This window comes from Pseudomonas khavaziana (assembly GCF_019145205.1).
GTDB classification, from domain to species: Bacteria; Pseudomonadota; Gammaproteobacteria; order Pseudomonadales; family Pseudomonadaceae; genus Aquipseudomonas; species Aquipseudomonas khavaziana.
Genome location: NZ_JAHSTT010000004.1, coordinates 411,433 through 435,238, shown reverse-complemented (window position 1 = coordinate 435,238; position 23,806 = coordinate 411,433). Strand labels below are relative to the sequence as shown.

23 protein-coding genes are annotated in these 23,806 nt (G+C 61.9%); 12 read left to right on the top strand and 11 right to left on the bottom strand.

Annotation, left to right across the window (positions count from 1 at the left end; all coding sequences use genetic code 11):
• Positions 1-8: 8 nt before the first annotated feature.
• The 9 genes from KVH01_RS13065 to yegS all read left to right on the top strand — a co-directional run bounded on the left by KVH01_RS13065 (position 9) and on the right by yegS (position 8,997).
• The gene (locus KVH01_RS13065; protein WP_217881724.1) at positions 9-2,216 is read left to right on the top strand and encodes a chemotaxis protein CheA; all 2,208 of its coding nucleotides are present in this window, start codon (positions 9-11) and stop codon (positions 2,214-2,216) included.
• A 48-nt stretch (positions 2,217-2,264) separates the two neighbouring features.
• A complete protein-coding gene (locus KVH01_RS13060) occupies positions 2,265-3,389 on the top strand; it encodes a protein-glutamate methylesterase/protein-glutamine glutaminase (protein WP_217881723.1) in 1,125 nt (374 codons plus the stop codon).
• Positions 3,389-4,129, top strand: coding sequence for a flagellar motor protein (locus tag KVH01_RS13055; protein WP_043051091.1), 741 nt, complete (start codon positions 3,389-3,391; stop codon positions 4,127-4,129). Before KVH01_RS13060 ends, KVH01_RS13055 begins: the two co-directional genes overlap by 1 nt.
• A gap of 151 nt (positions 4,130-4,280) precedes the next feature.
• Complete coding sequence (motD, locus tag KVH01_RS13050) at positions 4,281-5,168, top strand: flagellar motor protein MotD (protein ID WP_124412812.1); 888 nt, start codon at positions 4,281-4,283, stop codon at positions 5,166-5,168.
• Positions 5,169-5,219: 51 nt separating this feature from the next.
• On the top strand, positions 5,220-6,008 hold the full coding sequence (locus KVH01_RS13045; protein WP_124378868.1) for a ParA family protein: 789 nt from the start codon (positions 5,220-5,222) through the stop codon (positions 6,006-6,008).
• The gene (locus tag KVH01_RS13040) at positions 6,008-6,799 is read left to right on the top strand and encodes a CheW domain-containing protein (protein WP_217881722.1); all 792 of its coding nucleotides are present in this window, start codon (positions 6,008-6,010) and stop codon (positions 6,797-6,799) included. Before KVH01_RS13045 ends, KVH01_RS13040 begins: the two co-directional genes overlap by 1 nt.
• Before the next feature lie 80 nt (positions 6,800-6,879).
• Positions 6,880-7,362 carry a chemotaxis protein CheW gene (locus KVH01_RS13035; protein ID WP_005790025.1) on the top strand — a complete coding sequence of 161 codons (483 nt, stop codon included), beginning with the start codon at positions 6,880-6,882 and terminating at the stop codon, positions 7,360-7,362.
• The gene (locus KVH01_RS13030) at positions 7,363-7,755 is read left to right on the top strand and encodes a DUF2802 domain-containing protein (RefSeq protein WP_046071807.1); all 393 of its coding nucleotides are present in this window, start codon (positions 7,363-7,365) and stop codon (positions 7,753-7,755) included.
• A gap of 321 nt (positions 7,756-8,076) precedes the next feature.
• On the top strand, positions 8,077-8,997 hold the full coding sequence (gene yegS / locus KVH01_RS13025; RefSeq protein WP_124378865.1) for a lipid kinase YegS: 921 nt from the start codon (positions 8,077-8,079) through the stop codon (positions 8,995-8,997).
• Here yegS and KVH01_RS13020 read toward each other — a convergent pair.
• From KVH01_RS13020 to KVH01_RS13010, 3 genes are all read right to left on the bottom strand, one after another.
• On the bottom strand, positions 8,956-9,615 hold the full coding sequence (locus KVH01_RS13020; protein WP_217881721.1) for a response regulator: 660 nt from the start codon (positions 9,613-9,615) through the stop codon (positions 8,956-8,958). The two genes, yegS and KVH01_RS13020, sit on opposite strands and share 42 nt — an antisense overlap.
• On the bottom strand, positions 9,612-10,505 hold the full coding sequence (locus KVH01_RS13015; RefSeq protein WP_217881780.1) for a sensor histidine kinase: 894 nt from the start codon (positions 10,503-10,505) through the stop codon (positions 9,612-9,614). The genes KVH01_RS13020 and KVH01_RS13015 overlap by 4 nt, the downstream gene beginning before the upstream one ends.
• A 347-nt stretch (positions 10,506-10,852) precedes the next feature.
• Entirely contained in the window at positions 10,853-11,302 is a 450-nt protein-coding gene (locus KVH01_RS13010; protein WP_200893594.1) for a hypothetical protein, read from the bottom strand.
• A gap of 550 nt (positions 11,303-11,852) precedes the next feature.
• On the opposite strand from KVH01_RS13010, the gene KVH01_RS13005 reads away from it, so the two are divergent.
• Entirely contained in the window at positions 11,853-12,788 is a 936-nt protein-coding gene (locus tag KVH01_RS13005) for a chemotaxis protein CheV (protein WP_046071813.1), read from the top strand.
• A 38-nt stretch (positions 12,789-12,826) separates the two neighbouring features.
• Entirely contained in the window at positions 12,827-13,630 is an 804-nt protein-coding gene (locus KVH01_RS13000; RefSeq protein WP_217881720.1) for an MOSC domain-containing protein, read from the top strand.
• 48 nt (positions 13,631-13,678) lie between these two features.
• On the opposite strand, the gene ppnP is transcribed toward KVH01_RS13000, so the two are convergent.
• From ppnP to KVH01_RS12960, 8 genes are all read right to left on the bottom strand, one after another.
• Positions 13,679-13,963, bottom strand: coding sequence for a pyrimidine/purine nucleoside phosphorylase (ppnP, locus tag KVH01_RS12995; protein ID WP_003226701.1), 285 nt, complete (start codon positions 13,961-13,963; stop codon positions 13,679-13,681).
• Between the two features lie 196 nt (positions 13,964-14,159).
• Positions 14,160-14,702 (bottom strand): exonuclease domain-containing protein, encoded by a 543-nt coding sequence (locus KVH01_RS12990; protein WP_043051081.1) that lies wholly within the window; start codon positions 14,700-14,702, stop codon positions 14,160-14,162.
• Between the two features lie 75 nt (positions 14,703-14,777).
• Entirely contained in the window at positions 14,778-16,661 is a 1,884-nt protein-coding gene (locus KVH01_RS12985; RefSeq protein WP_217881719.1) for an acetyl-CoA carboxylase biotin carboxylase subunit, read from the bottom strand.
• Positions 16,662-16,762: 101 nt separating this feature from the next.
• Positions 16,763-17,524, bottom strand: coding sequence for an enoyl-CoA hydratase/isomerase family protein (locus KVH01_RS12980; protein ID WP_043051079.1), 762 nt, complete (start codon positions 17,522-17,524; stop codon positions 16,763-16,765).
• A complete protein-coding gene (gene atuD / locus KVH01_RS12975) occupies positions 17,521-18,678 on the bottom strand; it encodes a citronellyl-CoA dehydrogenase (protein WP_217881718.1) in 1,158 nt (385 codons plus the stop codon). Before atuD ends, KVH01_RS12980 begins: the two co-directional genes overlap by 4 nt.
• Before the next feature lie 23 nt (positions 18,679-18,701).
• Positions 18,702-20,318 (bottom strand): geranyl-CoA carboxylase subunit beta, encoded by a 1,617-nt coding sequence (gene atuC / locus KVH01_RS12970; protein WP_043051077.1) that lies wholly within the window; start codon positions 20,316-20,318, stop codon positions 18,702-18,704.
• 4 nt (positions 20,319-20,322) lie between these two features.
• Positions 20,323-21,195 (bottom strand): SDR family oxidoreductase, encoded by an 873-nt coding sequence (locus KVH01_RS12965; RefSeq protein WP_217881717.1) that lies wholly within the window; start codon positions 21,193-21,195, stop codon positions 20,323-20,325.
• 12 nt (positions 21,196-21,207) lie between these two features.
• Complete coding sequence (locus tag KVH01_RS12960) at positions 21,208-22,986, bottom strand: acyclic terpene utilization AtuA family protein (RefSeq protein ID WP_217881716.1); 1,779 nt, start codon at positions 22,984-22,986, stop codon at positions 21,208-21,210.
• A 153-nt stretch (positions 22,987-23,139) separates the two neighbouring features.
• Between KVH01_RS12960 and KVH01_RS12955 the strand changes: the two genes are divergently transcribed.
• The gene (locus KVH01_RS12955; RefSeq protein ID WP_043051074.1) at positions 23,140-23,763 is read left to right on the top strand and encodes a TetR/AcrR family transcriptional regulator; all 624 of its coding nucleotides are present in this window, start codon (positions 23,140-23,142) and stop codon (positions 23,761-23,763) included.
• Positions 23,764-23,806: the final 43 nt, after the last annotated feature.

Below are 23,806 nucleotides of genomic sequence, written 5' to 3'. Positions count from 1 at the left end.
GCACACCCATGAGCTTCGGCGCCGATGAAGAAATCCTTCAGGATTTCCTTGTAGAGGCCGGCGAAATTCTAGAGCAACTGTCCGAGCAACTGGTCGAGCTGGAAAGCCGACCGGATGATGCGAACCTGCTCAATGCAATTTTTCGCGGTTTTCACACTGTAAAAGGGGGCGCCGGCTTCCTCCAGCTCCATGAGCTGGTGGAGTGCTGTCACATCGCCGAGAACGTGTTCGACATCCTGCGCAAGGGTGAGCGGCAGGTCGACTCGGAACTGATGGACGTGATTCTCGAAGCACTGGATGCGGTCAACGGCATGTTCAGCGAAGTGCGCGAACGTGCGCCGATCACTGCGGCCACTCCGGAACTGCTGGCGGCCCTGGCGCGCCTGGCAGAACCGGCTGCGGCTGCGCCGGTAGCACAAGCTGAGCCGGAACCTGTGGCGCAAGCCGAGGCGGACGTGACCGACAGCGAGTTCGAACAGCTGCTCGATTCGCTCAATGCGGTCAAGGCCGAAGCCGAAGCCCCGGCGGCGCCTGTCGCCACGCCGACCAGCGAAGACATTACCGACGCAGAATTCGAATCCCTGCTCGACCAGTTGCATGGCAAAGGCCAGTTCGCCGCCGATGCCGTGGCACCCGCTGCGCCAGAAGCGCCGGTTGCCAGTGCCAGCACCGACATTACCGACGATGAATTCGAGGCACTGCTCGACCAACTGCATGGCAAGGGCACGTTTGCAGCCGAAGCCCTGCCGGAAGTCGCCGCCACTGCTGCCGCAGCTCCAACGGCTCCAGCGGCTCCAGCGGCCAGCAGCGCCGCACCGGCCGGCGACGGACTGATCTCCGATCACGAGTTCGAAGCCTTGCTGGACGAGTTGCATGGCAAAGGCAAGTTCACCGAGGTAGCCCCGGCTGCCGCGGCTGCGGTCGCCGCCGCACCGGTCGCCGCCAAAGCTGCCGCGCCGGTCGCCAAGCCAGCCCCGGCCCCAGCGGCCGCCCCGGCACCTGCGCGCGCAGCGGCACCGGCGGCGGCGGAAAAGCCCGCCAGTGAAGCCGAAACCACCGTGCGCGTCGACACCGCGCGCCTGGACGACATCATGAACATGGTCGGCGAACTGGTGCTGGTGCGTAACCGCCTGGTGCGCCTGGGTCTGAACAGCGGCGACGAAGCCATGCAGAAGGCCGTGTCGAACCTCGATGTGGTCACCGCTGACTTGCAGACCGCCGTGATGAAGACACGGATGCAGCCGATCAAGAAAGTCTTCGGCCGTTTCCCGCGCCTGGTCCGCGACCTGGCACGCCAGCTCAAGAAAGAAATCAACCTGGAACTGGTGGGCGAAGAAACCGACCTCGACAAGAACCTGGTCGAGGCCCTGGCCGACCCGCTGGTCCACTTGGTGCGCAACGCCGTCGACCATGGCATCGAAACCCCGGAAGAACGCGAAGCCTCGGGCAAGTCCCGTAACGGCAAGGTGATCCTGGCGGCGGAGCAGGAAGGCGATCATATCCTGCTGTCGATCACCGATGACGGCAAAGGCATGGACCCGAATATCCTGCGGGGCATCGCCGTCAAGCGCGGCGTGATGGACAAGGACGCCGCCGACCGCTTGACCGACACCGAGTGCTACAACCTGATCTTCGCCCCGGGTTTCTCGACCAAGACCGAGATCTCCGACGTGTCCGGCCGTGGCGTGGGCATGGACGTGGTGAAGACCAAGATCAGCCAGCTCAACGGCTCGATCAATATCTACTCGACCAAGGGCCAGGGTTCCAAGATCGTCATCAAGGTGCCGTTGACCCTGGCGATCATGCCGACCCTGATGGTGATGCTGGGCAACCAGGCGTTCGCTTTTCCGCTGGTCAACGTCAACGAGATCTTCCACCTCGACCTGTCGCGCACCAACGTGGTGGACGGCCAGGAAGTGGTGATCGTGCGCGACAAGGCGCTGCCGCTGTTCTACCTCAAGCGCTGGCTGGTGGCTTCGGCTGCCCATGAAGAACAGCGCGAAGGCCATGTGGTGATTCTGTCCGTGGGCACCCAGCGCATCGGCTTTGTGGTCGACCAGCTGGTGGGCCAGGAAGAAGTGGTGATCAAGCCTTTGGGCAAGATGCTGCAGGGAACCCCGGGCATGTCGGGCGCCACCATCACCGGTGACGGTCGCATCGCGCTGATTCTCGATGTTCCGAGCATGCTCAAGCGTTACGCCGCACGGCGTATTTGATTCTGGTGGGGCAGGGCGGTCACGCCTGCCCCGCCTAACGGAGTGTTTATGGCAGTCAAGGTCCTGGTGGTGGACGATTCGGGTTTCTTCCGCCGCCGCGTCTCGGAAATTCTTTCCGCCGATCCAACAATCCAGGTGGTCGGCACGGCCACCAACGGCAAAGAGGCGATCGATCAAGCTATTGCCTTGAAGCCGGACGTGATCACCATGGACTACGAGATGCCGATGATGGATGGCATCACGGCCGTACGTCATATCATGCAGCGCTGCCCCACCCCGGTATTGATGTTTTCCTCGCTGACTCACGAAGGCGCGCGAGTGACCCTCGACGCACTGGATGCCGGCGCGGTGGACTTCCTGCCGAAGAATTTCGAAGACATCTCGCGCAACCCCGAGAAGGTCAAGCAGATGCTGTGCGAGAAGGTGCACAGCATTTCCCGCAGCAACCGTCGCAGCCTGTTCAGCGCACCTGCACCTGCACCTGCACCCGCAGCGCCTGCGCCGAGTTCGTCGTTTGCACGCCCGGCGCCTGCGCCCGTGGCTCGGCCTGCGGTGGCGCCGGTACGTACCGCAGCGGCACCGAGCGCCCATTCGCCAGCGCCCAAGCGCAAGGCATACAAACTGGTCGCCATCGGCACCTCCACCGGCGGCCCGGTGGCCTTGCAGCGGGTGTTGACGCAATTGCCGGCCAACTTCCCGGCGCCGATCGTACTGGTGCAGCACATGCCCGCCGCGTTCACCAAGGCATTTGCCGAGCGCCTGGACAAGTTGTGCCGCATCACCGTCAAGGAAGCCGAGGATGGTGACATCCTGCGCCCTGGCCTGGCGCTGCTGGCCCCGGGTGGCAAGCAGATGATGGTGGATGGCCGTGGCGCGATCAAGATCCTGCCGGGCGACGAGCGCCTGAACTACAAACCGTGCGTGGATATCACCTTCGGTTCGGCGGCCAAGTCCTACGGCGACAAAGTTCTGGCGGTGGTGCTTACCGGCATGGGCGCCGACGGCCGTGAAGGCGCACGCCTGCTCAAGCAGGGTGGCAGTACCATCTGGGCCCAGGACGAGGCCAGTTGCGTGATCTATGGCATGCCGATGGCCATCGTCAAGGCTGACCTGGCCGACGCGGTCTATAGCCTGGACGACATCGGCAAGCATCTGGTGGAGGCCTGCCTCTGATGGATGTCTTGAGCCTGATCGGCATCACCATGGCGTTTGTCGCCATCATTGGCGGCAACTACCTGGAAGGCGGCCACCTTGGCGCCTTGGCCAATGGCCCGGCGGCGCTGATCGTGATCGGCGGCACCGTGGGCGCGGCACTGTTGCAGTCGCCGCTGAGCTCGTTCAAGCGTGCCATGCAGATTTTGGTTTGGATCATTTTCCCGCCACGGGTCGACCTGCCAGGCGGCATCGACCGCGTGGTCAACTGGAGCCTCACCGCACGCAAGGAAGGCCTGCTGGGCCTGGAAGGCGTGGCTGATGCCGAGCCGGACAACTACGCACGCAAAGGCCTGCAATTGCTGGTAGACGGCGCCGAGCCCGAAGCGATCCGCAGCATTCTCGAGGTGGATTTCTACACCCAGGAAAGCCGTGATATCAACGCCGCCAAAGTCTTTGAAAGCATGGGCGGCTACGCGCCGACCATCGGCATCATCGGTGCGGTGATGGGCCTGATCCACGTGATGGGAAACCTGGCCGACCCCTCGCAGCTGGGCAGCGGCATCGCCGTGGCGTTTGTCGCCACCATCTATGGCGTGGCCAGTGCCAACCTGGTGCTGCTGCCGGTGGCCAGCAAACTCAAGTCGATTGCCATGCGCCAGTCGCGTTATCGCGAGATGCTGCTTGAAGGCATCCTGTCGATCGCCGAGGGCGAGAACCCGCGCTCCATCGAATTGAAGCTCCAGGGCTTCATGGATTGATGCACATGAACACCCATATCCCCGTAGGAGCGAGCTTGCTCGCGAATAACCTGAGAGCGCCGCGTGCATCCAGAATGCCTGCGTTTTTATTGACGTTCTTCGCGAGCAAGCTCTCTCCTACAGTGGGGTCGGTGTGTGGAGGTAACTGCCTGTGAGCCGTCGCCGTCGCGAGCCTGAGGAACACGTCAACCATGAACGCTGGCTGGTGTCCTACGCGGACTTCATCACCTTGCTGTTCGCGTTTTTCGTGGTGATGTACTCCATCTCGTCGGTCAACGAAGGCAAATACAAGATCATTTCCCAGGCGCTGGTGGGCGTGTTCAACGATACCGAACGTGCCCTCAAGCCGATTCCCATTGGCGACGAGCGGCCCAAGACTGTGACGCCGGCCAAGCCACTGGTCAACGACAGCGATGAAACCGCCGCCGGCGTCGGTGGCACCAGTGATCCGCTCAAAAGCATCGCCGATGACATCAGCGCCGCGTTTGGCGACTTGATCAGCTCCAACCAGATGACCGTACGCGGCAACGAGCTGTGGGTGGAGATCGAGCTGAACTCCAGCCTGTTGTTCGCCAGCGCCGATGCGCTGCCAAGCGACCAGGCGTTTACCATCATCGACAAGGTGGCGTCGATTCTCAAACCGTTTGAAAACCCGATCCACGTGGAAGGCTTCACCGACAATTTTCCCATCAGCACCGCGCAGTACCCGACCAACTGGGAGCTGTCATCCGCCCGAGCGTCGAGCATCGTGCGCATGCTGGCCATGCAGGGGGTCAACCCCCAGCGCCTGGCGTCGGTGGGCTATGGTGAATTCCAGCCGGTGGCCAATAACGCCACGGTGGAAGGTCGTGCACGCAATCGCCGGGTAGTGCTGGTGGTGTCGCGCAACCTGGATGTACGCCGCAGCCTGACCGGCACCGGCACCGCCAATGCAACCCCGGATGCGGCGTTGAAGCGTGCTGGCACACAAACTGCACCGCCCGTAGTCAAGTCGCCGGTCAGATCGAGTAACGTCAATTCTCCGTCGCCGGCTCAATAACCTTATGCAATGTCTCGGTCGCGCCTATGCCCACCGGGAGGAACCAACCGAATGAGAGTCTGGGCAGTTGCCAATCAAAAGGGTGGGGTCGGCAAGACCACCACTTCCATCGCCTTAGCCGGCTTGCTGGCCGAGGCGGGCAAGCGTGTGGTCGTGGTCGACCTGGACCCCCACGGTTCCATGACCAGCTATTTCGGCTATGACCCGGATGCGCTGGAACACAGCTGCTATGACCTGTTCCTGCACAAGGGCAGCGTGGCGGCGGATTTGCCTGGGCAACTGTTACTGCCCACCAGCAACGACAGCATTTCGCTGTTGCCGTCGAGCACCGCCCTGGCCACCCTCGAGCGCCAGTCGCCGGGGCAAAGTGGCCTGGGCCTGGTGATCGCCAAGACCCTGGCGCAGCTGTGGCAGGAGTTCGACTACGCAATCATCGACAGCCCGCCTTTGCTTGGCGTGCTGATGGTCAACGCCTTGGCGGCCAGCCAGCAACTGGTGATTCCGGTGCAGACCGAACACTTGGCGGTCAAGGGCCTGGAACGCATGGTGAGCACCCTGGCGATGATCAACCGCTCGCGCAAGCAGGCGCTGCCATTCAGCATTGTGCCCACGTTGTTCGACCGTCGTACCCAGGCGTCCCTCGGCACCCTGCGGGTATTGCGTGATGCGTACCCGGAGACGATCTGGAACGGCTATATCCCCGTGGACACACGCCTGCGTGACGCCAGCCGCGCCGGGCTCACGCCATCGCAGTTCGACGGCAAGAGCCGTGGGGTGCTGGCTTACCGTGCGTTGCTCAAGCATCTGCTGTCGCAGCAGCTTGTGGCGCAGGTGGCGTGATGAACCGTCCCGTCGACCTCAAGACCCGGCCGCAACTGGCACTGCAATCCTACTTGGATGCCTTGCTGCAGGATGCGACCGAGGAAGAGCTGCCGGAGCCGATTCTGGTGCTGGAACCTGCTGTCGAACCCCCCGGCACGCTGGATGAATTCCAGCTGGCGGTGCTCGAGGAGCAGGCCCGCGATGCACTTGCCGAGGCTGCACCTGTGGTGGTGCCGGTCACGCCAGACCCGGTTCCGCCCGTGATGGCCGAGCCATTGGTTGAAGTGCACTTGCCGCCGAGCATCACGCCGCCGCCGATGACCGGCGATGGTCGCCCTGCATGGGCTGCCGAGCCGTTCGAGTGCCTGCTGTTCGATGTCGCCGGGTTGACCCTGGCGGTGCCGCTGGTGTGCCTGGGCTCGATCTATTCGTTGGAAGGCCACGAACTGACGCCGCTGTTCGGCCAGCCGGAGTGGTTCCTCGGCATCCTGCCCAGCCAGGCCGGCAACCTCAAGGTGCTGGATACCGCGCGCTGGGTCATGCCCGACCGCTACCGCGACGACTTCCGCCAGGGTTTGCAATACGTGATCTCGGTGCAGGGCTACGAGTGGGGGCTGGCGGTGCATCAAGTCAGCCGCTCGCTGCGCCTGGACCCGAATGAAATCAAATGGCGCAGCCATCGCGGCCAGCGGCCATGGTTGGCGGGCACCGTGATCGAACACATGTGCGCCTTGCTGGATGTCGCTGAACTGGCCGAGTTGATCGCCAGCGGAGCGGTCAAGGCGATGCCACAGAACAAACGCAGTTGATTGAACAATAAGGTCCGCGCGCGAGTGCGGTCAGAGCAGCCTATACGCCGTGTCGAACGGCACTTGAAGGGGTCAGAGAGATGAACAAGTCAGCGTCCGCACAAGGTTTGGATGATCCGATCCTGCAATGGGTTACCTTCAAACTGGACAACGAAACCTACGGCATCAACGTCATGCGTGTGCAGGAAGTGCTGCGCTATACCGAAATCGCGCCAGTGCCGGGTGCGCCAAGCTACGTGCTGGGCATCATCAACCTGCGCGGCAACGTGGTGACCGTGATCGACACCCGCCAGCGCTTCGGCCTGGACACGGTCGAAGTCAGCGATAATACGCGCATTGTGATTATCGAAGCCGACAAGCAAGTGGTCGGGATCATGGTCGACAGCGTGGCCGAAGTGGTCTACCTGCGCCAATCGGAAGTGGAAACCGCGCCGAACGTCGGTAACGAAGAGTCGGCCAAGTTCATCCAGGGCGTGTGCAACAAGAACAACGAACTGTTGATTCTGGTTGAGCTGGACAAGATGATGAGCGAAGAAGAATGGTCGGAACTGGAGAGCATCTGATTGTTCCTTGAGGCAGCGGTGATTGTCCTGGCCCTGTTGTGGGCCGGGACCTTGGCGTTTGTGCTGCGCTATGTACGCCAGCAACGGGAGTTGGCCCTGCAACAGGCCGAACGCGATGCGGTGCGCGACCGGCGCATCCTGGAGCTGGTCAAGCGGGTCGACCACTTTCAGCAAAGTGCCGTGCGGGTCGGGGATGAAGTGCATGAGCTGCGCGCGATTCTTGCGCCATTGCCGGATAAGTTGGTGCAGTTGGAGCAGCGCGATCCTTCGAACCTGTCGTTTGCCCAGGCCGCCAAGCTGGTGGGCATGGGCGCGACCGTGGATGAGCTGACGCAGTCCTGCGGGTTGACCCAGGCTGAGGCGCAGTTGATGAGTAAGTTGCACAAGAGCTGATGGGGGCTGGGCTTGCTGGGTTCAAAGTGGGAGGGGGCTTGCCCTAATGCCAGTCATTTAAGGCTTTTTGTAGGAGCGAGCTTGCTCGCGAAAAACTCATAGGCGCCGCATTGATTCAGGAAGCACGCGTTATCGTTAACGTTTCTCGCGAGCAAGCTCGCTCCTACAGAGGGCGATGTACGTTTAACTGACTGGCATTAGGGCATGCCACCTCCCACCTTTTGATCGCCATACATCAGTCAATTTTCTCCAGCCACAGACTTTTCCTGTTCCCCAAGGGTCAACATCCTTCAAGCACCCTGACCCAGGAGATACCCCCAAATGACCACCCCCAAAGCCCTGTTGATCCTCCATGGCAAACAAGCCCTGAACGAGGACGTGCGTGCCGCCGTGCTGGCCCGACGTGAGCAGGGTTGGGAACTGGCGGTGCGAGTGACCTGGGAAGGTGGTGATGCCCAGCGCCTGGTCAACGAAGCACTGGATGGCGGGTATACCCATATCATCGCCGGTGGCGGCGACGGCACCCTGCGCGATGTGGCCGAGGCCATGGCGCTGGCCAAGACCGATGCCAGCCTGGTGCTGATGCCCCTGGGCACCGCCAATGACTTCGCCAAGGCCGCCGGCGTGCCGTTGGAACCGGCTGGCGCATTGGCCTTGCTTGACGTTCAACCCAGGGCTATCGACCTTGGCCAGGTGGGCGGGCAGATCTTCCTGAACATGGCCACCGGTGGTTTCGGCAGCCAGGTCACCGCCAACACCTCCGAAGACCTGAAGAAAGTCCTCGGCGGTGCCGCCTACCTGTTCACCGGTTTATCGCGCTTCAGTGAATTGAAGGCCGCCTACGGGGAGCTGGAAGGCCCGGATTTCCACTGGAAGGGCGAGCTGCTCGCACTGGGTATCGGCAACGGGCGTCAGGCCGGTGGCGGGCATGTCCTGTGCCCCGGCGCATTGGCCGATGATGGATTGCTCGACGTCAGCATCCTGCCGGCCCCCCAGGAGGTGGTCGGTACGCTGCGTGAGTTGATGAACAACGGCTGGGGCCTGGACACCATGTTCGTCCGGGCACGCCTGCCATGGGTCAATATCAAGGTCGCGCAAGGCTTGTATATCAACCTCGATGGTGAGCCGCTGGAAGGCGATGACCTGCATTTCGAGGCATTGCCCAAGGCCCTGCGCGTGCACCTGCCGCTGGGATCGCCGTTAGTCGTCCAGGCTGATGATCTGCTCGCGCACGGCGAATAGCACCAGGCCCGCCACGTCGAAAATCTGCAGGCGCTTCATGATCTGCGAGCGATGGGCTTCCACGGTCTTGATGCTCAAGCCCAGGCCGTGGGCGATTTCCCGGGTGGACTTGCCGCGTACGATCAGGCGCAGGATTTCCAACTGCCGCGCCGTCAGGTTGTGGCTGTGGGCAACGGGGGCGCTCTGACCCTGGCTGTGGATCAGCGCCTGGTTGATCACCGTATGGGCGATGGCGGGGCTCAGGTAGCGTTCGTTGTTACGCAGGGCCAGCAGGGCATGCTCCAGCTCGCTGGCGGTAGTGTCCTTGAGCAGGTAGCCATGGGCGCCAGACTCCAGCGCACGCATGATCAGCTCGGGGTCGGTGTGCATCGACAGGATCAGCACCTTGCACTTGGGGTAGGCATTTTTGAGTTGCTGCAAGGCATCCAGGCCGCCGGTATGTTTCATCGACAGGTCGAGTAACACGATGTCCGGCTGCAGGGCAGTGAATTGCTCAAGCAGTTGCGCACCATCGCTGGCCTCGCCGACCACACTGTAGCCGGGGATATCCAGGATCAGCGCACGCACACCGGCACGAATCAATGCGTGGTCATCGACCAGAAGTAAAGTGCAGGTCACTCGAGAACCTTAGGGGCGCTGGCCCGTTTGAGGGTGCGGGGCGCCCAGGGGAAAAGTGCGTCGATGCGTGTGCCTTTGCCTGGCTGGCTGCTGACGGTCAAGCTGCCCCCCAACTGATCGGTTCGCTCCGTCATGCCTGCCATGCCCCGTTGGCCTTCCCGGGCGGGGTCGGTGGCAGGCGAGAAGCCTTGGCCGTCATCGCAGATCATCAGCGACAAGCCTTCGGGCAGGCGTTGCAGGCGCACCAGCAGATTGTGCGCCTGAGCATGGCGAAGCATATTGGTGACGGCTTCCTGGGTGATGCGAAAGGCCGCCACGGCCATTTCTTCGGGGATGCCGGTCAGCCGTTGCTGGCACTCCAGGCTCCAGCACACCTGGGTGTTCTCCAAGACCTTGAGCAGGTGCGCACGCAGGCTGGCTTCCAGGCCCAGGCTTGCCAACTGGCGAGGGTTGAGGATAGCGGACACGTCGCGCACCTTGGCCAGGGTTTCGTTGAGTGTATTGCACAGCACCGAGCAATGGTTTTGCAGGTCTTGGGGCAGGCGGCGTTGCAGCCATTCGCTTTGCAATTTGGCGGCGGTCAGCAGTTGGCCAATATCGTCGTGCAGTTCGCGGCTGAGACGGTGGCGTTCGTTTTCCTGGACTTGCAGCAGGCGGTCGGCCAGTTCCTGGGGCTCAAACTTGATGGCTTTGCGCGAGCGCCACTGTTGCAAGCCGACCACTACCAGCGTGGCGAGGTTGAGCAGCAGGATCAATAACAGCAGCGGCGCGTCCTGCACGTAGGCCCATAGACTGGCCAGCGTTGCGCACAGGCACAGGGCGAGGACTACGCGACGTGCATGAATGCCCGACACGGACCTTGCGATGAGTGACTTGAGGCTGGCGTACATAGCGGATGGAGCCAATGAGGGTTCGCTGCGGGAAGACCGGTCATGGCGGTTGACTGGGCTCTGTTGGGAATGCGCTGCCGAATCGTATTTATCCATGATGAAGTTAAGTCACTTCGAGCGGGGCATAGTACCACCACTATTACCGTTGGTCGCCTGGCACTTTCCGTATTGGTTGTATTGGCCACGTCAACACCCTGAGCAATAGTCCCAGAGTTCAAAGATAGCCAGTTGTATGAATTAGAGTAGTTTGTACAACTACTGAAATGGGGGGGGCTAAGTGGGTTTCATCGTTTGAGCAAAAGCGGTCGTTTTCAGATAGCTCAGGTATTAAATACGACCTTTGCGGCTCACGGTCCCTGTTGCAAACGAGACTGCAAGTCAGGGGCATGATCTTTTTGCGGGATCTGCGAGGTCACCGTTGCAATCAGCGATACCTGCTCACTGTCATCCAGGCCCAATTCGCCGGTACGGATGTCGATCAGCTCCAGTTGCCAGGCCAGCAGTGTCAGGCAGTCATGCAGCGCATCCAGTGCCTGGTCATGCAACTGCACGGGGCTCACAGCATTGGCGATCAGGTACTGGATATGCCGGGAGAACTCGCTGATCGCCTGCAAGGCCAGGCCGTCGGCTTTTTCAGCCAGTTTCGCCAGGTTGGCCTTCATGCAGTCGATGGCGTCGCTGTCGTTGCGGATCAGGTGCAGGTGGCTCAGGCATTCTTCAGACTTGGCCAACAGCATTTCAGCTTCCAGCAGAAAATCGGGAAGTGCTGTTTGCCATTCGTTTGCGCTATTCATCATGCAAGTCTCCACAACTTAAGGTCGGGTGATGAGATGTCGCACCGGGCGAATAGCTTAAAACTAGCGCTGAAATTTGACGGGGATCTGTAGGTCGCTTCCGATAATTTAGTAGGAATTTTATTTGAATACATACGAGCGCCCTGCATGGCCCTCATGATCCAAGGCGATTGCACAACTTCAGTTGCCGGTATGTAAGTGCCTGAAAGACCCGTAGGTCGTGGGCTTGGGATGGCAAACAAAAGCCTGACTCCATTCATGCAATGAGAATGGCGTCACATTAATGGCTATTAGATATCGCGAATATCAGGTTGGGCCTGATTGTGCCTAGGGGAATCCCTTACATGGCGGAACCTCGCGTCGATTTGAATGTCGCGCAAGGCTCGTTACTGTCATATGGAGAGGCCGTTGCAGTAAAGCATGATGTCAGTGTGACATCAATGCGTTTGCGTGGCATTTTACGTGGGTCAAGGTCTGGCGCGCGCCGCCGATAACCCACTTTAAGAGCGACGCACGCATCCGTTGCATACCCCCAGCACACCAGGAGCTTTCAATGGCCGGCATTCTCGACACGGTAGATCAACGCACGCAATTGGTGGGGGAGAATCGCCTGGAGATTCTCATGTTCCGCCTGGCTGGGCGGCAGTTGTTCGCCATCAACGTGTTCAAGGTGCAGGAAGTGCTGCAGCTGCCCAAGCTGACCCTGATGCCCCAGCGCCATCCTTTCGTGTGCGGGGTGGTCAACCTGCGTGGCCAGACCCTGCCAGTGATCGACCTGTCCCAGGCCATCGGCATGCGCCCTCTGGTGCCAGGGCCCAACAGCACCATCATCGTCACCGAATACAACCGTTCGGTGCAGGCTTTCCTGGTGGGCGGCGTGGACCGCATCGTCAACATGAACTGGGAAGCCATCCTGCCGCCGCCGACCAGCGCCGGACGCCAGCATTACCTTACCGCCATCAGCAAGGTCGATGACCAGTTGGTGGAAATCATCGACGTGGAGAAAGTGCTCGCCGAGATCGTGCCCTACAACGCCAAGGTTTCCCGGGAAAAACTCGAGGACCCGATCCTGGAGCGTGCCCGTGGCCGCGAAGTGCTGCTGGTGGACGACTCCAACGTGGCGCTGTCGCAGTTGCGTGACACCCTCGGCCAGTTGGGCGTGAAGATGCACATCGCCAGTGATGGTCTCAAGGCCCTGAACATGCTCAAGGCCTGGGCTGACACGGGCCAGGTGATGACCGACAAGCTGCTGATGATCTTCACCGACGCCGAAATGCCGGAGATGGACGGCTATCGCCTGACCACCGAAATTCGCAATGATCCGCGCCTGCGTGGCCTCTACGTGGTGCTGCACACTTCACTGTCGGGCAGCTTCAACGAGTCGATGGTCAAGAAGGTCGGCTGCGACAATTTCCTCTCCAAATTCCAGCCGGACAAGCTGGTGGATGTGGTGCGCCAACGACTGATGTTGGACGAAGTGCCTGCCTGAGGTTAGGATGACACTTTGTGTCCTAGGAATGCAGGCCCATGCTTCGTCTCAGTGCGTTGTACCGTTACCCGTTGAAATCCGGCAAGGGCGAACCCTTGCAGCAGATCGGCCTGGATAAACTCGGGTTGCAGGGGGATCGACGCTGGATGCTGGTGGACGAAGCCAGCGGGCGGTTCCTGACGCAGCGGGCCGTGGCGAAGATGAGCCAACTGTCGGCGCTGTGGAACAGCATGGGCGGCCTGACCCTCAGTTCGCCCGGTCATGCGCCGCTGGAGGTGGCTTTGCCCGGCGACGAGGACTTACGCGGTGTCACCATCTGGCGCGACACCCTGCGCGTACCGGATGCGGGCGATGCAGCGGCGGCCTGGGTCAGTGCGTTCATCGGCAAACCCACGCGCCTGGTGCATATGCCCCTGGAGCGTGCGCGTTCAACCGACTCCGGTTATGGCCAGGATCACGATCAGGTGGGGTTCGCCGACGGTTACCCCTTGCTGCTGATCGGCCAGGCTTCTCTGGACGACCTGTGCGCGCATATCGGCCGGCCGATGGAAATGCTGCGCTTTCGTCCCAACCTGGTGATCGAGGGCGCCGAAGCCTTCGCCGAAGATGGCTGGAAACGCTTGCGCATCGGCGACGTGGAGTTTCGGGTGGTTAAGCCGTGCTCGCGTTGCATCCTCACCACCATTGACCCGCAGACCGGCGAGCGCAGCCCCGACCGAGAGCCTTTCGCGACGCTGGAGACCTATCGCAAGACAGAGAAGGGCGCGATGTTCGGCCAGAACCTGGTTAACGACGGCATCGGGCGCCTGGAAGTCGGCATGCCGGTGACGCTGCTGGAATAAAAAATGCCCGTCTCGCTGGAGACGGGCATTTTTGTTTGCCGGTGATGCTTAGCCGCGGTATTCACACAGGTAAGCGGTGTCCACGGCGACCTTCAACTGGAACTTGCTGTTGGCCGGTACGTTGAACTGGCTGCCGGCGGCGAAGGTTTCCCAGTCGCTGCTGTCGGGCAGCTTGACGGTCAGGGCGCCGGAGACCACGTGCATGATTTCACGCTGGGCGGTGCCGAATTCGTATTCACCCGGGGCCATCACGCCGATGGTCGCCGGCCCTTCTGCGGTGCCGAAAGCGATCGACTTGACGGTGCCGTCGAAGTACTCGTTGACTTTGAACATGGGTGAATCCTCAAAAAAGGGTCAAGGCTTACGCCACCACTGTAGGAGCGGGCTTGCTCGCGAAGATCGTCAACGATAACGCTGCGCATCCGGTTAAACGCGGTGCTCTCAGGTTTTTCGCGAGCAAGCTCGCTCCTACAGGTGGGCAGCATCAAGGAAAGTGGTTGTCCAGTATGCCCAAGGCTGCAAGCGCTGCCTAGACCGGCAAAATCAACGGCAACAGGCGTGCGGTGTTGCGCGCATCTTCCAACGCGCGATGCTGCTGGCCATGGAACTGCATCCCCGCCAATTGCAGCGCGCCATTGAGGCCCAGCGGCTTGTCCAGGCGCCGGGCCTTGGCAAAGCGTTGCTTGAGGTTCACATGGGGCGTTTGGCCAAGCGCACTGCCCAGGCCATGGCGTTGCCATTCCAGCTCAAGCTGCACGCGATCGTAATCCCCCCAGCTGGCCCAGCCTTCCAGGCGTGCCTGATGCTGGCCCAGCCAGCGCTCGAACAGCGGCCACACCTCGGTGATCGGTGCAGCTGCGTCGATATTGGCCTGGGTGATGTGGGTCAGTTTGCGGCAAAAGGGCGTCAGCAATGGCCGTCGCAGTGGCCGCACAAAGCGCTGGAAGTGATCCAGTTCGCGACCCTGGCGGTTGACCAGGCTGGCGCCGATCTCGATGACTTCCATCTCCGTCACGGGCCAGCCGCCGTCATCCGTTGTGGCTTCAAGGTCAATAATCAGCCAATGAGGCATGGTGCAGGTTCCCGTACTCGTCCCTTCCTGATGGGGATAGAGCGTAGCCGGGCCATGTAGTTCCGCCCAGGGCCGTTATTCGATTTCCAGCAAAACCTGGCGATTGCGCACTTGATCGCCCGTCACGACCTGCACGCCCTTGATGATGCCATCGATGCCGGCTTTCAGCGGGTGCTCCATTTTCATTGCTTCGAGCACCAGCAGCAGTTGGCCTTTGCTGACCCGCTCACCGACGCTGACGCGTATGTCGACGATGGCGCCGTCCATGGGGGCCTTGACCGTGCCACTGCTGGCGTCGGCCCGGCGGCTGGCGACTTGCTGGGTGCGGTTGACCACCTTCATGCCGGGCAACCACAACTGGGTGTCGTCAAGGTGGTAGGCGATACGCCGGCGGATACCATTGAGTACCCATGTGGCCCAACGCCCGTCGGTGGTGAGTTGCAGGGCGTCGACACTCACGGTGTGGATTTCGCCATTGACCTCAAGGCGATAGGTACACGAAACATTGGCGCCGTTGTGCCATCCCGCCAGACCTTGAGGATGTGAGGCGGCGCTGTGTTGGTAAAACAGCGCCGCTGCCAGGCTGAGCTGTTCAGTCGATGGGGCCTGGGGCGGTATCTGGCCGAAGTGTTCGGCGATAAAGGCTGTGCCGAACTCACCGGCGATAAAATCCGGATGCTTGAGCAAATCGACCAACAACCGCTGATTGGTGGTGACACCCAGTAGCACGGTGTCTTCCACTGCCCGCACTAATTTACGGCGTGCTTCTTCGCGACTGGCGCCGTGGGCGATGATCTTGGCCAGCATCGGGTCGTAGAACGGGCTGATGGTTTCGCCTTCGCGTAAGCCATGGTCGATGCGCGCGTCGGGGGCGGGTTCCCAGCGCAGCACATCACCGGTTTGCGGCAGGAAGCCCTGGGTTGGGTCTTCGGCGTACAGGCGCACCTCCATGGCATGGCCGTTGAGGGCGACATCGGCTTGTGCCAACGGCAAGGGCTGGCCGGCGGCGATGTGCAGTTGCCAGGCCACCAGGTCGAGGCTGGTGATCAGTTCGGTCACCGGGTGTTCGACTTGCAGGCGCGTGTTCATTTCCAGGAAATAGAACCGCCCGTTGCGGTCGAGCAGAAACTCCACGGTGCCGGCGCCGACGTAATGCACCGCCCGCCCGGCCTGCAGTGCCGCTTCGCCCATGGCGTAGCGCAGTTCGGGCGTCATCACGGGGCAGGGCGCTTCTTCGATGACTTTCTGATGGCGGCGCTGGACCGAGCAATCGCGCTCACCGAGGTAGATCAGGTTGCCATGGCTGTCGCCGAACAGCTGGACCTCGACGTGGCGCGGGTCGATCAGGGCCTGTTCAAGGATCAGTTCAGCGCTGCCAAAGGCGTTCACCGCTTCGGAACGCGCGGTGCGCAGTTGCTCCAGCAGCTGTTCGGGTTGCTGCACCAGGCGCATGCCACGCCCGCCACCACCGGCGCTGGCCTTGATCATCAAGGGGAAACCGATGCGTTCGGCTTCCCGTTGCAGGGTGGCATCGTCCTGGGCGCTGCCTTGGTAGCCGGCGATACAGGGTACGCCGGCATTGAGCATGGCGAGCTTGGACAGGCGCTTGCTGCCCATCAGTTCGATGGCTTCGACGCTGGGGCCGATGAAGGTGATATTGGCGTTCTGGCAGGCACGGGCGAAGTCGGGGTTTTCCGAGAGGAAGCCGTAGCCAGGGTGGATGGCGTCGGCGCCGGTGCGTTGGGCGGCGTCGAGGATGGCAGCTATGTTCAGGTAGGACTGATGGGCGGGGGCGGGGCCGATGTTCACGGCTTCGTCGGCCATCTGCACGTGCAGGGCGTGGTTGTCGGCGTCGCTGTACACGGCGACGGTGCGGTAACCCAATGCCTGGGCGGTGCGTTGGATGCGGCAGGCGATTTCGCCGCGGTTGGCGATCAGGATTTTGCTGAAGGCGGGCATTGGTCTATTCCTTGAAGGATGGATTGGCTGTTCTGGCCTCATCGGGAGCAAGCCCCCTCCCACATTTCGGTCTGCGTACATCCGGTAAATATCCACCCCATTCAGCGAGCCCACCGAGGCTTGCGCTTGTGCACAAACGCCTGTGTGCCCTCAATCCCTTCCTCGCTCGCCACTGCCTCGGCAAACCACTGCGCCCCGCGGTCCAGCACGGCACCAAGCGGCTCATCCACGCTGGCCAGCAACAGGGATTTGGTCCGCGCATTAGCCGCCGGCGCACACTGCAGCACTTGTCCAAGCACTTCGTCCAGACGCTGAGCCAGTGCTTGGGCATCGAGCTCGACAAAATGCACTACCCCCAACCGCTCGGCTTCAACCCCATCGAACCGTGCCGCCGTCAGTGCCAGTCGGCGTGCCTGGGTCAGCCCGATACGCTTGACCACAAACGGCGCAATCTGCGCTGGCAGCAACCCCAGGCGGGTCTCGGGCAAGCCGAACTGGGCCTGGTGGTCGGCGATCGCAATATCACTCACGCACACCAAGCCAAAGCCGCCGCCCAGCACGGCGCCTTGCACCAGCACAATCACTGCCTGCGGCAGCGCCTCTATCTCTTGCAGCAAAGTCCCAAATGCCCGGTTCAACCCTTGCAACTGAGCGCCTGCGCCGACCAAGTCCTTCACATCGGCCCCCGCGCAAAAGTGCCCGCCCGCACCACTGATCACCACGGCGCGCACCTGGCTGTCCAGCTGCGCCAATACCGCACGCAGTTCCTTGACCATTGCCAGGCTCATCGCATTGCGACATTCGGGCCGGTTGAGGGTGATATGCAGCACGCCGTTATGGGCTTCGAGCAGCAAGGTGTTCATGGCTTTTTACCGGGCAGGGTGCCCATCAGTTTGCAGATGATGCCCAGCATGATTTCGTCGGCGCCGCCGCCAATCGACACCAGGCGCACGTCGCGATAGGCGCGGGCCACCGGGTTGTCCCACATGAAGCCCATGCCGCCCCAATATTGCAGGCAGCTGTCGCTGACCTCGCGGCCCAGCCGCCCGGCCTTGAGCTTGGCCATCGACGCCAGGCGAGTGACGTCCTGGCCCTTGATGTATTGCTCGGTGGCTTGGTAGACCAAGGCGCGCAGGCATTCGATTTCAGTGGCAAGTTCGGCCAGGCGGAAATGGATCACCTGGTTGTCGATCAACGCTTTGCCGAAGGTCTGGCGCTCCTTGCAGTACGCGATGGTGCTGTCGATGCAGTACTCCAGGCCCTTGATCATATTGGCCGCGCCAAACAGGCGCTCTTCCTGGAATTGCAACATCTGCATCATGAAGCCCGCACCTTCCTGGCCGATGCGGTTGCGCTGCGGCACGCGCACGCCGTCGAAGAACACCTGGGCGGTCTCGGAGCTGTGCATGCCGAGCTTTTCCAGGGGCGGGCTGACGCTGATGCCCGGGGTGTTCATCGGCACCATGATCAACGATTTGCTGATGTGCGGCTTGTCATCGGAGGTGTTGGCCAGCAGGCAGATAAAGTCGGCGCTGGGCGAGTTGGTGATCCACATCTTGCTGCCGTTGATCACGTAGTCGCCGCCGTCCTTGCGCGCATGGGTCTTGAGCCCGGCCACATCGGAGCCGGCGCCGGCTTCCGAAACACCGATGCAACCGACCTGTTCGCCGCTGATGGCCGGGCGCAGGAATTCGTCGCGCAGTTCATCGCAGCCGAAGCGGGCCAGGGCCGGGGTGCACATGTCGGTCTGCACGCCGATGGACATGGGGATGCCGCCACAGCGAATGCTGCCGAATTCTTCCGCAGCGACGATGGAATAGCTGTAGTCAAGGCCCATGCCGCCGAACTGCTCCGGCTTGGAAATGCCCAGCAGACCGAGGTCGCCGGCTTTGCGGAAGATTTCATGGATAGGAAAACGCCCGGCTTTTTCCCATTCATCCACATGGGGGTTGATCTCGCGGTCGACGAAGGCGCGCACGGTGCGGCGCAGTTCCTGGTGTTCCTGGGTGAAGATCATTTTTATGGTTCTCCTGGCCGTCGTTAGAAACGCGCTACACCAAAGCTGTTCGGTTGCAGTTGCCGCCGTTCGGCTTCATCACAGATATCCAATAGAAACCCGAGCAAGGTACGGGTATCCCGTGGATCGATCAGCCCGTCGTCCCACAGGTTGGCGCTGCCGTAGAGCGCGGTGGATTGGCTGTCGAGCTTCTGCGCGGTGACCTGTTCGAGCATGTCCAGCACCTTGGGATCGGGTACCAGGCCATCCTTCAACTGCTTGGCTTCGGTGACGATGCGCAGCACCTTGCCGGCCTGCGCGCCGCCCATCACCGCCGTGCGGCTGTTGGGCCAGGCAAAGATAAAGCGTGGGTCCAGGCCGCGGCCGCACATCGCATAGTTGCCGGCACCGTAGGAACCGCCGACGACAATGGTGAGCTTCGGCACGCGGGCGTTGGCCACCGCCTGGATCATCTTTGCGCCGTGCTTGATCACCCCTTGTTGTTCAGACTCGGTGCCGACCATGAAACCGGTGGTGTTGTGCAGGAACAGCAATGGTGTGCGGCTCTGGTCACACAGCTGGATAAACTGCGCGGCCTTGCTCGCGCCCTTGGGCGTGATGGGACCGTTGTTGCCGATCACGCCGACGGCGCGCCCCTGGATCTGCAGGTGGCCGCAGACGGTGTGGGCGTCGAACTCGCCCTTGAATTCAAGAAAGTGCGAGCCGTCGGCCAGGCGTGCGAGGATCTCGCGCACGTCGTAGGGTTTTTTCGGATCATCGGGGATCAGCCCCAGCAACTCTTCAATGGGATACAGCGGCTCTGCGTAGGCCCGTTTGGGCGCGAGGGGCAGACGCTGATTCCACGCCAGCAAGCCGACAACTTCACGCACGATGCGCACACCGTCGGCATCGTTTTCCGCCAGGTACTCAGCAGTGCCCGCGGTTTGCGCGTGCATCTCGGCGCCGCCCAGTGCCTCGTCGCTGGCGATTTCGCCGGTAGCGGCCTTGAGCAGCGGTGGTCCGGCGAGGAACAGCTTGGCCTTGCCGCGCACCACCACTACGTAATCCGACAAGCCCGGTTGATACGCACCGCCGGCGGTGGCCGAGCCGTGCACCACCGTGACCTGCGGCAGGCCCATGGCCGACATCCGCGCCTGGTTGGCGAAGCTGCGCGCGCCCTCGACGAAAATCTCGGCGGCATAGTTGAGGTTGGCACCGCCGCTTTCGGCCAGGGTCACCACCGGCAGTTTGTTTTCCATGGCGATCTGTTGCAGGCGCAGGGATTTTTTCAGGCCGGAGGGAGAAATGGTGCCGCCCTTGATTGCGCTGTTGTTGGCCACCACCAGCATGCGTACACCGCTGACATAGCCGATACCGGCAATCAGCCCGCCACCGGCGGCGCTGCCATCCTTGTCGTCGTGGAGTTTGTAGCCGGCAAGGCTGGCCAATTCGAGAAACGGCGCGCCGGGGTCGAGCAGCAGGTTGAGGCGCTCGCGGGGCAGCAGTTGGCCGCGCTTGTCGAACTTGGGCTTGGCTTCCTGGGCCTTGGCAAGCAGGGTGTGCTCCAGTTGGCGCAACTGGGCGATGGTGGCCAACATGGCCTCGCGGTTTTGCGCGAACTGCGGGCTGTGGGTGTCGATCAGGCTTTCAATCATTGGCATAGGGTTATCGCTCCACCTTGAGTACATCCGGCAGGTAGGCGCGGTGGAAACCATTGAACGGTTCGCTCGGCGCCTGCGCCTTGTGCAGCGGCCACGCCCGGCTGCCCAGGCTGGCGGCGCCGTCGATGCGCAGGGTGCTGCCGCTGACGAAGGCCGCGGCCGGGCTGAGCAGAAACACGATGGCGGCGCTGACTTCCGACTCGGTGCCGATACGCTTGAGCGGTACATGTTCGCGTAGGGTCGGGATCACCGCCTTGAACGCGCCTTCATAGGTATCCATGCCGCTGGAGGCGATCCAACCGGGGGCCACGGCGTTCACACGCACCCCGGCATAACCCCATTCAAACGCAGCGGTCTTGGTGAAGTTGTCCATGCCTGAGCGCGCCGCGCCGGAGTGGCCCATGCCGGGCATGCCGCCCCACATGTCGGCGAGCATGTTGACGATGGCGCCGCCGTGTTGGCTCATTGACTGGTTGAACACTTCCCGCGCCATCAGGAAACCGCCCACCAGGTTGGTGCGCAGTACGGTTTCAAAGCCTTTTTGATTGATCGCGGCCAGGGGCGACGGATATTGGCCGCCCGCGTTATTGACCAGGCCATGGATCGGGCCGTGATCGTGCATGACCTGGGCGACTAACGTCTTCACCGCCTCTTCATCACGGATATCGCAGGCCAGCCAATGGGCGATGCCGTCGTCTTCGGCAATTTCCGCCGCGACCTTCTGCAGCTTGTCCGTCTTGCGCCCCACCAGGATGATAAGGGCGCCAAGGGCCGCCAGTTCATGGGCGGTGCAGCGGCCAATGCCACTGCCGCCACCGGTGACAATCACGGTTTGCCCCTGGAACAGGTCGGCTTTGAAGATCGAGTTGAAGGCCACGGCGAGGGTCCTTTAGGTCAATTGATCGGCGATGTGCTGCGGCACGGCGATGGGAATTTCCAGCAACTGCTGGGCGAAGGCCTTGCCTTGCGGGTCGATGCGCAGGCTGGCGATGCCGCCACCGCCCAAGGCATTTTCCAGCAGGAAATTCAGGCTGTGGCTGCCGGGCAAATACCAGCGTTCTACACGGCCACAGATCGGATCGAGCACATGGCCCATCCAGTCGACGATCACCTCCGGGGTCAGCGTTTCGGCGATCCACGGCAGGTAGTCGGGGTGGCGGGCGATCACGCCGATATTGCTGTGGTTGCCCTTGTCACCGGAGCGCGCCACGGCAAGTTTCACCAGCGGTACATTGGCGTCGGCGCGACCCTTGGGTTTGGCGGGCTCAATGGGTGCGGCCGGGGTGAGCATGGCGGCAGAGGCGGGCAGTTCGACAGTATGGCGTTGGCCTTGGTAGTCGATGACCACTTCGCAGCACGATTTGTCGATCAGGAACGAAAACAGCCGGATCAGCGGATACACCGTGGGCCGCCCGCCGACGATGCCGGTCAACCCCGGCGCCATGCCGGTGGCTGCCTGGGCGATCTCGCGGGCGAACAGCACCAGCGCCTGCTTGCTCGGGTGCCGTACGGCGAGCTTGACCACCACCTCGCGGCAATCCTCACGCCGTGCATGGGTACCGTAGGTGGCTTCGCTGCCGAGCAGTTCGATATTGACCTCGGAGTAGGGCGCCCAGCCACGTTGGCTGAACAGCTCCGAGGTCTTGTTGATGATCGCCTCGCTGACCCGCTCGGCCTTGGCCACTGCGTCAATGCCTGCAAGCAGGCAACTGGCGGTACAGCGAAAGCCATCGGGGTAGGTGGCGCTGACCTTGTACTGATCGGTGGGTGGCAGTCCCCTGGCGCCATGCAGGCGTACAGAGTGTTTGCCCTGTTGCTGCAATTCGACCTGGCTGAAATCGCAGATCACGTCCGGCAGCAGGTAGGCACGCGGGTCGCCGATTTCATACAGCAGCTGTTCAGCCACGCTCAGTTCGCTGATCAGTCCGCCGCTGCCCTCGACCTTGTTCACGGTGAACTGGCCGTCGGCGCTGACTTCGACGATGGGGAAACCGATGTGCTCGTAGTCCGGCACATCGCGCCAATCGGTGAAGTTGCCGCCGGTGCACTGGGCGCCGCATTCGATGATATGCCCGGCCAGGGCGGCCTGCGCCAGGCGATCGTAGTCTTGCCATGACCAGTTGAATTCATGCACCAGTGCTGCGCTGACCACTGCACTGTCGACCACCCTGCCGGTGATAACGATATCGGCGCCCAGCTCCAGGGCCTGGGCGATGCCTGGCGCACCGAGATAGGCATTGGCGGATACGCACAGAGGCGGCAGAGGGGCACCGGTGAACATGTCGGTGACCGTGGCCAGGTGCTTGAGCTGGGGTTGCAGGTCATCGCCGAGCAACACAGCGATTTTCAGCCCGTTGCCGGCCTGGTCGCAGGCCGCTTGCAGCGCGGCGGCGCATGCCTGGGGGTTGATGCCGCCGGCATTGCTGATCACGCGGATACCCTGGCGCTGGATATCCGCCAGCAAGGGCGTGAGCACCTCGACAAAATCCGTGGCGTAACCGGCCTTGGGGTCTTTCATGCGCGCACCGGCCAGGATCGACATCGTGACCTCGGCCAAATAGTCGAACACCAGGTAATCCAAGGCACCGTCATGCACCAGCTGGGCGGCAGCGGTGCAGGTGTCGCCCCAGAAGGCGCTGGCGCAGCCGATACGAACCGTCTTGCTCATGAGAAATCCTTGCTCTAATGGCTGGTGTCGAGACTACCAAGCAAGCGCTTGGTTTGTAAACTCCGGTCACAAGTTTTACCCAAGCGCTTGCTTGGGTAGCTGCCACGGCCTAAATTGCCGCCCAAGACGTCAGCAGAAGTGAAGGAGAGTAGCGTGGATGAGCACAAAGCCCTGGGGGTGATGCGCACCATGGTCGACGGTGGCCAATTGACCGACCCGGAAAGTGCGCGGGGCAAATTGCTGCAAACCGCAGCTCACTTGTTTCGCAACAAGGGCTTTGAGCGCACCACAGTGCGGGATCTGGCCAGCGCCGTGGGCATCCAGTCCGGCAGCATCTTTCATCACTTCAAGAGCAAGGATGAGATCCTGCGGGCAGTGATGGAAGAAACCATCCGTTACAACACCGCGTTGATGCGTGCTTCGCTGGAGGAAGCGACTAACGTACGCGAGCGTGTGCTGGCGCTGATTCGCTGTGAGTTGCAGTCGATCATGGGCGGCAGTGGCGAGGCCATGGCGGTGCTGGTCTACGAATGGCGCTCGCTGTCGGCTGAAGGCCAGGCCCAGGTGCTGGCCCTGCGTGACGTGTACGAGCAGATCTGGCTGCAGGTTTTGGGTGAGGCCAAGGCCGCCGGCTATATCAGGGGCGACGTGTTTATCACCCGACGCTTCCTGACCGGCGCGCTGTCGTGGACCACCACCTGGTTCCGCGCCCAGGGCAGCCTGACCCTTGAAGAGTTGGCTGAAGAGGCCTTGCTGATGGTGCTTAAGTCAGACTGAGGCGCAAGTTATTAAATTTGATGGCGAAAGTTGTCTCTCCAGA